The organism is Treponema sp. Marseille-Q4523 (assembly GCF_016901105.1).
In the GTDB taxonomy this organism is placed as follows: Bacteria; Spirochaetota; Spirochaetia; order Treponematales; family Treponemataceae; genus Treponema_D.
Map to the genome: position 1 here is coordinate 1 of NZ_JAFEVM010000054.1, position 9829 is coordinate 9829.

General features: G+C 49.1%; 7 protein-coding genes and 1 pseudogene. 6 read left to right on the forward strand and 2 right to left on the reverse strand.

Annotated features, from left to right (window positions below; genetic code table 11):
* Positions 1-92 precede the first annotated feature (92 nt).
* A pseudogene (locus JSQ97_RS12050) lies at positions 93-533 on the forward strand (nuclease/transposase family protein); the annotation flags it as partial.
* A gap of 58 nt (positions 534-591) precedes the next feature.
* Here the strand turns inward: JSQ97_RS12050 and JSQ97_RS12055 are convergent.
* Entirely contained in the window at positions 592-2994 is a 2403-nt protein-coding gene (locus JSQ97_RS12055) for a helix-hairpin-helix domain-containing protein (protein ID WP_205076271.1), read from the reverse strand.
* Between the two features lie 31 nt (positions 2995-3025).
* On the opposite strand from JSQ97_RS12055, the gene JSQ97_RS12060 reads away from it, so the two are divergent.
* From JSQ97_RS12060 to JSQ97_RS12080, 5 genes are all read left to right on the forward strand, one after another.
* The gene (locus JSQ97_RS12060) at positions 3026-3925 is read left to right on the forward strand and encodes a tetratricopeptide repeat protein (RefSeq protein ID WP_205076272.1); all 900 of its coding nucleotides are present in this window, start codon (positions 3026-3028) and stop codon (positions 3923-3925) included.
* Positions 3926-4203: 278 nt separating this feature from the next.
* Complete coding sequence (locus JSQ97_RS12065) at positions 4204-4452, forward strand: hypothetical protein (protein WP_205076273.1); 249 nt, start codon at positions 4204-4206, stop codon at positions 4450-4452.
* 279 nt (positions 4453-4731) lie between these two features.
* Positions 4732-6003 (forward strand): deoxyguanosinetriphosphate triphosphohydrolase family protein, encoded by a 1272-nt coding sequence (locus JSQ97_RS12070; protein WP_205076274.1) that lies wholly within the window; start codon positions 4732-4734, stop codon positions 6001-6003.
* A gap of 146 nt (positions 6004-6149) precedes the next feature.
* Positions 6150-7340: an ABC transporter substrate-binding protein gene (locus JSQ97_RS12075; RefSeq protein WP_205076275.1), complete on the forward strand. Its 1191-nt coding sequence runs from the start codon at positions 6150-6152 to the stop codon at positions 7338-7340.
* 109 nt (positions 7341-7449) lie between these two features.
* Positions 7450-9243, forward strand: coding sequence for an ABC transporter permease (locus JSQ97_RS12080; protein ID WP_205076276.1), 1794 nt, complete (start codon positions 7450-7452; stop codon positions 9241-9243).
* A gap of 150 nt (positions 9244-9393) precedes the next feature.
* Here the strand turns inward: JSQ97_RS12080 and JSQ97_RS12085 are convergent, their stop codons facing one another.
* The gene (locus JSQ97_RS12085; RefSeq protein ID WP_038081020.1) at positions 9394-9663 is read right to left on the reverse strand and encodes an ACT domain-containing protein; all 270 of its coding nucleotides are present in this window, start codon (positions 9661-9663) and stop codon (positions 9394-9396) included.
* Between the last annotated feature and the right edge of the window lie 166 nt (positions 9664-9829).

Consider the following 9829-nt stretch of genomic DNA (forward strand, 5'->3'; position numbering starts at 1 on the left):
AGATTTCCTCACGTTCTAGGGCAACCTGCTGTCTGCTCCCTTATCCCGTCGGATAAGACTACCACTTCTGCCGGTAATTAAAAACATAGCATCTCGTTGTCAGCGTGACGAATATCAATTATAATAAGGGTAGTAAAATTGTGCATACGTGCAAACCGCTGAAAGAATACACGTTGTTCGTAGACGCCGTACGGAAACATTTGAAGCTCGACAGTGAAAACGGCTTTAAGAACGCGATCAAAGAGTGCATACAAAATGACATCCTGCGGGAGTATCTGTTGCGGAAGTCAAAGGAGGTGATGAATATGTTAATTGCCGAATACGATTACGATGTAGACATCGCCGTACAGCGAGAAGAAGAAAGAGAAATCGCTTTGCAGGAAGGCATTGCGCAAGGCGAAGTAAAAGGTTTTTCCGAAGGCTCATACCAAGCTAAGCTTGAAACGGCAAAAACCATGCTCGCTATGCATTATCCGCTTGAAGACATTTGCAAAATAACCGATCTCACGAAAGCGGAAGTCGAACAGCTGTAAGTATTCCGTACCCCGAAGTCTTGTCTGTGCCGATATTCCACAGCCCCGACACCCCGCTTCAGCGATTTTTCAGCAGATCCGCAAAGGGATTGTACGTCATACCGTCGTTTCGCACGCCGCCCGTTTTTGCGCCTGAGCTTTGACGGTTTTTGCCGTCGTTCTTCTGCCGCGTGCCGTCCGCATTTTTCGAAAGTGCTTTTACGACGACCGCTCTCTTTGCGCTCCCGTTCGGTTTTTTTTCATGCGGTGTTTTTCCGTTTCCCTTATCGCCGGATTTCGCTTCCGGCGGATTGAGCGCGCGCGATGCCGCGTCGCTTTTCAGCGACAGGCTGATACGTTTTCTGTCGGGATCGAGCGCAAGAATCGTAAATTCTTTGACGTCGCCGACCTTGACGATTTCCATCGGCTCTTTGACGAAATTGTCCGAAAGCTCGCTGATGTGGATGAGTCCCGTTTCGTGCAAACCGAGGTCGACGAAAGCGCCAAAGTCGACGACGTTTTTGATTTTTCCGGTAACTTTCATGCCCGGCTTCAAATCTTCGAACTGAACGACGCCTTTTTGCATGATCGGAGCGGGATAGTCGTCGCGCGGATCGCGGTTCGGCTTTTTCAATTCTTCTGCGATATCCGAAATCGTCGTTTCCCCGATGCCGTATTTTTCTTCGAGTTTCTTTTTCAATTCGCCGGAAACTTCGCCGCCCGATTTGATGACGGCAAAAAGCTCGCGCGCCGCTTCGTAGTTTTCGGGATGCACCCACGTGTTGTCGAGCGGCTCTCCGCTTTCGGGAATTTTTAAAAATCCCGCGCACTGCTCGAAAGTTTTCGGGCCGAGTCCGCTCACTTTTTTCAAATCGTCGCGGCTTGTGATCTTTCCGTTCGCATCGCGGTATGCGACGATCTTTTTCGCCGTCGCGGGCGTAATGCCCGAAACGTATTTTAAAAGCGAACTGCTCGCCGTATTCAAATTGACGCCGACTTTGTTTACGACGGAGCCTACCACTTCGTCGAGCATGTCGGAAAGTTTTTTTTGATTGACGTCGTGCTGATAGAGTCCGACGCCGATCGCTTTCGGATCGATTTTGACGAGTTCGGCAAGCGGATCCTGCAGCCGCCGCCCCATACTGACCGCTCCGCGTATCGTCAAATCCAAGTCGGGAAACTCTTCACGCGCGATGTCGCTTGCGGAATACACCGACGCACCGCTCTCGTCTACGACCGTGTAGCGCACGTCGGGATAGTTTTCGCTTATGACTCGGCTTACGAGTTCGCGCACTTCGGGGCTTCCCGTTCCGTTTCCGACGGCGACGACTTGAATATCGTATTTTTTGATCGCAGCTTTAAGCGCTTCGTAGGAACCCGAAACGTCGGCGACTTGCTTTATTAAAAAGCTTCCGAGGTATTTCCCCGTTTCGTCGAGAGCGGCACACTTCGTTCCGGTTCGTATGCCCGGATCGACGCCGAGCACGCGGCTGCCTTTGATCGGCTGCGTCATCAAAAGGTTTCTGAGGTTTTCGCTGAATATGCCGATACCGTGTTCGTCCGCTTTATCCGTTTCGTCGCTGCGGATTTCGCGCACGACAGCCGGTGAAAGGAGCCTCACGACGCCGTCTTTGATCGCGTCCGCGTGATACGCGTTGTTGATCGTTTGGCGCTTTTGCAGCATTTCGACAGCCGCATCGACGTCCACGTTTACGGTAACTTCGAGCGCTTCTTCCCGCTCTCCGCGGTTTATCGCGAGAATGCGGTGCGGCTTTATCTGATTGAGCGGCTCCGTATAATCCCAATACATCTGATATGTCGACGTCTTTTGCTTTTCTTCGTCTCCGATACCTTTCGAAACGATCGAGCCGGTCGCCATATAGAGGTCGTACACCGCTTTGCGGTTTGCGCTGTCCTGAGCCGTCCTTTCCGCGATGATGTCTTTCGCACCCGCGATCGCATCCTCTGCAGTCGGAACCGAAAGTTCGGGGTTGTCGTCGTTTATTTTAATAAATTCTTCCGCCTTTTTTTCGAATGCAGTATCGTCGAGCGTGAGCATCGCATCCGCAAGCGCTTCGAGCCCGCGTTCGATCGCGATCATGCCGCGCGTTTTCTTTTTCTTTTTAAACGGCGCCCATAAGTCTTCAAGCGCCGTGAGCGTAAGCGCGCTCATTACCGCGTCGTACAGAGATTCGGAGAGCTTCCCTTGAGCAAAAATACCCCTCGCGATTTCGAGGCGGCGTTCTTCGAGATTTTTATGCGATTTGAACAGACGGTCGCTGTCGCGTATCTGCATTTCGTCGAGCGAACCGTGCTTTTCTTTTCGATAGCGCGCGATAAACGGAACCGTGCAGCCTTCGTTTACGAGGTCGATGACGGCGCGCACCTGCGTTTCGCGGATGCCGATTTCCGCCGCGATTTTTTGTACGATGAGCGCTTCATCGATTGCGAGCGCGTCCATTGTGTCTTGAGTAAATTCCATATAGGCGCTATTGTACGGAAAAGGACGGTGCATGGCAAGGAAGATGAAAAATATATGTGTGATGTTTTTTTATACGGTATTGTTATGCACTGTTTTTGCCTGTAGTTCTGTTCCTATGAATCGGACTACGGAAAAAGATAATTTGTTGATATTCAGGCTTAACCTTCGAGTCTACGAGAAAAAAATACGGAAAGATCCCGATAATTATCGGCTGTATTATGAGCGGGGAAATTATTATTGTTTGTCGGGATACTATAATGCGGCGCTGGCGGATATAAATAAAGCTCTGCAAATACAGCCGTCTTATGAGGAAGCGCTTTTATTAAGGGGAATGATCTTTATTTGTAAGGCTCAATATAAGGACGCGCTTGCCGATTTCGACGAAGCACTTGTATTGATTCCCGACGACGACAGAGTATACAATAACAGAGCATGCCTCTATATACAGTTGGGAGATCTGGAAAAAGCACTTCGTGATATCGATACCGCTATAGAGTTGAATCCGAAGTGTGCCTTACATTTTAAAAATAAAGGACAAATCCGTTATCGAATGAATGATTATGAAAATGCGGTTTTACATTATTCTCATGCGATAAGACTGAATCCTAAAAATGCGGAAACCTATTTTGATCGGGGTGCGGCATATGAAATGCTGCGACGATATGATGCGGCCTTGAGCGATTACCGTAAAGCCGCAACATTAAAATACCGCGTTTCGGATGTGTATTTTCATATAGGCGTTTGCTGTTACCGTTTGCAAAAATACGGTGATGCTCTCGATGCGTTTACCGAAGCGATTAAAATCGATGATACAAATTATATATTCTATGAATGGCGAGGTAATACAAATCTTGCATTAGAAAGACGTAACAAGGCGGAGGCGGATTTTGATGCGATGAAACGGCTTATGGCAAACGCTTCGCTGCAGTAATTTTAAAAAATAATATTGCAAGTCACTCTTTGAAATTACGCGGCTCCCGCTTTTTTGTTTTCATACATCATATCCGTTTTCGAATTGCCCCATCCTTCCGTCGCCTTCCTTTACCTCTACCGCGCTCACCTTTACTTTTTTCTTAATTACTGTTAAAAATTTCACAGTAAATGCGGGTTTTCCGTTTTTTTTAGATTTTTCGGCTTCGAATCGATGGAAAAGGCCGAATTTCCCGTTGACCGGAAAACCTGACATCCGTTACTATCGGGAGGATTGCGATGAACGAAATGCTTGCCGCGCCGCAAAAGCGCGTTTCCGAACCGTCGAAGAAACGGCTCGTGCTCTTGGCGGAACTTCTTTCGCGCACGGATAAAACGCGCATTACGTCGGTCGAGCATCGAAAAACGAAGATGCCGCCCCTCTTGCTTCGTGCCTTGTCACTTGCGGCATACGCGGTATCGTCAATTATACCGATGCCGTGCTGGGATCGACCGTATCGGCTCGGGTGGAAAATGCATCTCCGGTGACGCTCCTTCGAACGTTTCGTCCGCCAGCAGTTTTCCGCAGCACGTTATATGTGATTCGGAACGCCGCTTGCAGTTTCCTCTTATGCTTTATCGTATAATTCGTATACGATGCTTATAATACCGAATCTCAATGTAACCATTTTCCGCATCCGTCGTTTATAAAGCGTAAGCATTATATGCAAACGCAAAGGTCACTGTTTTTCCTCCTTTTGACAGTGGCCTTATTTTTTTAACCGTGCGCTTACTCCTGATCTTTTTCCGTGATATAATAGCCGCCGTATGAAAGATTCTTTTAAAGACGTGAGATGCTGCCCCGAAAGCAAAAATTGGGCGGAATGTATAAAACGCGAAGTACCGCTGTACGGCAGAGGCAACGAAATCCGATCCGATTTCGAGCGCGATTATACACGGCTTTTACACTCCCGCGCGTTCAGCCGCTTAAAGCATAAAACGCAGGTTTTTTTTGCACCGCACAACGATCACACCTGTACGCGCATGGAACACGTGCTGCACGTCGCATCGGTCGCATCCGAAATCGCAAAATATCTCGGCTTGAACGAAAGGCTTGCCGCTGCAATCGCGATCGGTCACGATATCGGTCACGCGCCTTTCGGCCATCACGGAGAAAATTGCCTCAATTCGCTGCTTGAACAAAAAACGGGCGCGAACGCGCCGAAAAAATTTTGGCACGAGCGGAACAGTCTTTTTTTTGCCGATTATATCGAAACGCTTGCCGATCCCGACGGGATAGAACAGCCGCTCAATTTGACGTACGCGGTGCGAGACGGGCTTATCTGTCACTGCGGCGAAATCGATCAGCAGGGCATCGTGCCGAGGACTGAAGCAATCGATCTTTATTCGATAAAGCGGCCGGGCATCGTACAGCCGTACACGTGGGAGGGCTGTGTCGTAAAGATCGCCGACAAGATCGCGTACTTGGGACGGGACATCGAAGACGCGCGGGCATACCACATGCTCGATATGACGTCGTACCGCGAACTGCGCGAAATCGTTGCGACGACGCTCGGCATCGACGGCAAAGCGAAGGGTGCGTTCCGAAGCGGCAAAGCGGTCAATACGACCGTGTTGATAAACGATCTCATCGTCGACTTGTGCACGCAGTCGAGTCCCGAAAGCGGTTTGCGTTTTTCGGACGAGTATTTCCGTTTTATCATCGAGCTGAAAAAATTCAATTACCGGCGGATATATGCGCACTGGCGCATAGAAGAATTCATGCACTATGCGTCGGACATCGTCAAAACGCTGTACGAAGTGCTCATGCGCGTACAGCCCTATGCGCAAAACGGACGCGCACGGCAGGCACTGCGCTATTACCCGAATCTGTGTTCGACCTACGAAGACTGGCTCGTCAAATACGCAAACTACGCACCCTTGGGGCAGGAGGATCGAAAAAAAATCATCCGCTGCAACACTGCCGAAGTGTTCGACATATACGACAATGAATCGTATCAAAAATGCGTCATCGAATACATCTCCGGCATGACCGATCAGTTTGCGATCAAAGTCTACGAAGAGATAATAACGTTTTAGAAAAAAATAAAATTGACACAAATTATTGTGAAAATATTTGACATACGATAAAAATACGTAGTACAATAGTACATTGTCGGCTGAACGTAAATTTCAGTCGGATACATAAAAAAATCAAATCGTTATGCAATTGTTTGGAGGTAAAAATGAAAAAACAGGTTCTCGGTGCGATGTGCGTTCTGGCGGCATCGGCACTTTTTGCAATGGGTGGAAACGATGCCGGCGGCAACACCGTCAAGCAAACGATCGATGCAGCAAAAAATATGTCGCACGATGAAATCGTCGCAAAGGCAAAAGAAGAAGCGGCTGCGGCAAAATCGGCCGGTACCGTATTTAAAGCGTACGGAACGAGTTCCCGCATTGCGACTGCGGCAAAAGCGTTTACGGAATTATACGGCATCGACGTCGAAACGACGAACGTCAAAGACAGCGAAATCTATACGAAACTGCAGGCGGAAATCAGCGGAAAGATCGACGGCGCTGACGTCGTGCTGACGCAAAACGGTGCGGTTATGAAAGTGCAGATGGTCGACACGGGCAATCTCATAAACTACGTTCCCGCATCCGTTGCTTCTAGCATCGACGGTGCGGACAAAGTGCCGCTCGTACAGCAATATATCGACAAGCTTTTTATCTTCAATACCGTCGGCTCGAACGTTCCGGCGATCACGAACGTATGGCAGCTGACCGAACCCGCGATGAAAGGCAGAGTGTTTTTCAAAAGTCCCGAAACCGAAAAGGTAAACGAAAACTTCCTCATCATGCTGACGAATAAAACGTGGGCGGACAAGCTTGCAAAAGCGTATAAAAACCTGTACGGAAAAGACATTCAGCTCGGCAGCTATAAAAACGCGGGCTATAAATGGATCGCGGAATTTCTGCACAACTGTTCGTTCGGCAATACCGACACGACGATAGCGGAACAGATTTCCAATGCCGAAGCGTCGGGAAAAATCGGTCTTTTCGTTTTGAGCAAACTCCGCTCGAAAACCGTGCGCGTTGAAAATCTCGAAGTCGCCTCGTACTATGCGGACGGCAAAAATACGACGGTAGAACCTTTTGCGGGTTTTATGTATCCGCTTTACGTGCAGATCGTTAAAACGACGACGATGCCGTACACGTCGATGCTCTTTGTCGAGCACTTGGTATCGCCTGAGGGATTCGCTGCGTGGGCAAAAAACATCGGCGCATATTCTTCGAACACGAGCATTCCGGTAAACAAAGGCGATCAGCCGCTTTCGTATTGGAGAACGCGTCTCGTTATGGACGATCCCGAATACATCAATGAAGCGTACGCGGACGTTTTCGAATTCATTTCAAAAAATCTTACCAAATAAAAGCCTCCTAAAACTGTAATTTTTAGAGACTTCCGTATAAGATATATGCGGGCACATGTTTCCAAGCGTGTGTCCGCAATTCGTCTGTAATTTTTTTATGGGAGCTGTTATGTCAAAAAAAGCGGCAAACCGCATAAAGACATTTTTTCAAAATCCCGCAAATGTCATCCTTGTCGTATTTTTCGTTTTGCTGGCGGCGCTGACATTGTATCCGCTGCTTTCGCTCGTATTCGAAACCTACAGCGTTCATCCGATGGAGATGCAGCTTATACGCAAGCCGGCCGGCGCACTCACGCCGTACCACTGGAAGAGACTGCTCGCAGGCGGCGAATATTCCGTTAACAATTTTTATCGTCCGCTGCTGAATACGATTTTTATGGCGATCATCGCGTCCGTCATCGCGATTTTTTTCGGCGGATCGGTTGCGTGGCTCATCACAAGATCGAATCTCAAATACAAAAAATTCATTTCGTTCGTATTCGTATTTCCGTACATCATGCCGTCGTGGACGCTTGCGATGTTTTGGACGAACTTTTTCAGAAATGCGAACGTCGGCATGGGCATCACGGGCATCTTTACGGCGCTTACGGGTATCGCAATGCCGGAATGGTTCGTGTACGGACTTTTCCCCTGCTCGGTCGTACTCGGGCTTCACTATTCGCCGTTCGCCTACATCCTCATCGGCGGCATCCTCCGCAATATGGATGCAAACCTCGAAGAAGCCGCGACGATTTTGAAAGCGAGCCGCGCAAAGATCATGCGGAAAATCACGCTGCCGATCGTCATGCCCGCCCTTCTTTCGACTTTTCTGCTCGTGTTCGCTTCCGCGATGAGCGCATACGCCGTTCCGGTTTTTCTCGGATCGCCCGTGCGCTTTTGGGTACTCACGACAAAGATGTACACGATGATGAACGGCAATTTCCAGGGACAGGGATACATCATCGCGTTTACGATGATTTTATTCGGCATCGGCATACTCGGATTGAATCAATGGTTTACCGGCAGGCGAAAATCGTTTACGACGATCACCGGAAAATCTTCGCAGATTTCGCTCGTGAACCTTCGCGGTGCACGGACTCCGCTTTCTGCCGTCCTTGTCATCCTCTTGTGCTTTATCGCGATCGTGCCGCTCATCACCTTTGCCCTTGAATCTATGCTTCTCCTGCCCGGCGATTATTCGCTGAAAAATTTTACGCTCGATTTTTGGATCGGACGCGGCGAATCCGCCCTTGAAAACGGCATGGATGCGGGCATCCTCATGAGCGCCGATGTGTGGCGCACGCTGTGGAACAGTCTTCGCCTGTCGGTCGTGTGCTCAGTCGTCGCCGGTACGAGCGGCATCCTCATCGGCTATGCGATCGGAAAACGGCGCGGCTCGAAATTGGCAACCTTCGTCAACAACCTCGCGTTTTTCCCGTACCTCATGCCGTCGATGGCATTCGGTGCGATCTACCTTTCGATTGCGACGAAGATCCCGTTTTTGTACGGTTCGTTTTTTATCCTCGCGCTCATCGGTTCGGTAAAATATCTGCCCTTCGCATCGAGAAGCGGCGTCAACGCCATGCTGCAGCTTTCAAATGAAATCGAAGAAGCCGCCGTCATCGTCGGCGTGCCGTGGATAAAGCGCATGTCGCGCATCATCGTTCCGATTCAAAAGGCGACGTTCCTGTCGGGATTTTTGTTGCCGTTTATTTCGTGCATGAGAGAGCTTTCGCTGTTCGCGCTCCTCGTCACGCCGCAAAACAAAGTGCTCACGACGATGCTCATGCAGTTCAACGAAAAAGGCTATACGCAGTACGGCAACGCGATCAACCTTATGATCATCGTACTCGTATTGCTTATCAATTTTACCGTAAATAAAGCGACCGGCGCTTCGATCGACAAGGGTGTCGGCGGCGCGTAAAACAATTCGAAAAATCGTTTGTACGGGCGGACGGGCTGTGCGCACTATGGAATCGCGCAGTTCGAATCGCCCGTATTTTTTTCAAGTGAAAAGAATCTGCGGTTTCATCATCCTAACACGACGCGGCGCAACATCCGCCGGCGGGTACGATCAAATCCGGTGCATCGCGGAAAACACTTTTTCGCTCATGATGTTGATTTCGACGCCCATAGCGTCTGCGGTTTTATCCATTTCAGCGCGGAGGTTTTCTATAGAAATATCGGCGCCGTCGAGATTTACCATCATCATCATAACGAAATTACCGGAAAGGATCGTCTGTGAAATATCGGCTATGTTGACTTTGTGCTCGGCGAGAAAGCCGCTCACTTTTGCGATGATGCCGACTTTATCCGAGCCGACGACGGTGATAATTGCATTCATAAAACGAGTGTAGCGCATTATTTGATATCTCGCAAGGGAGCGCATTGCCTCACGTTAAATCTAACCGAAAAAAAAGCTGTTCATCACGTAAAAATCTAACCCAAAATAGAAGCCCGAAGGAAGGGCAAGATGGGGTTAGACATGAAAACGAAAAAGAAATTGACCG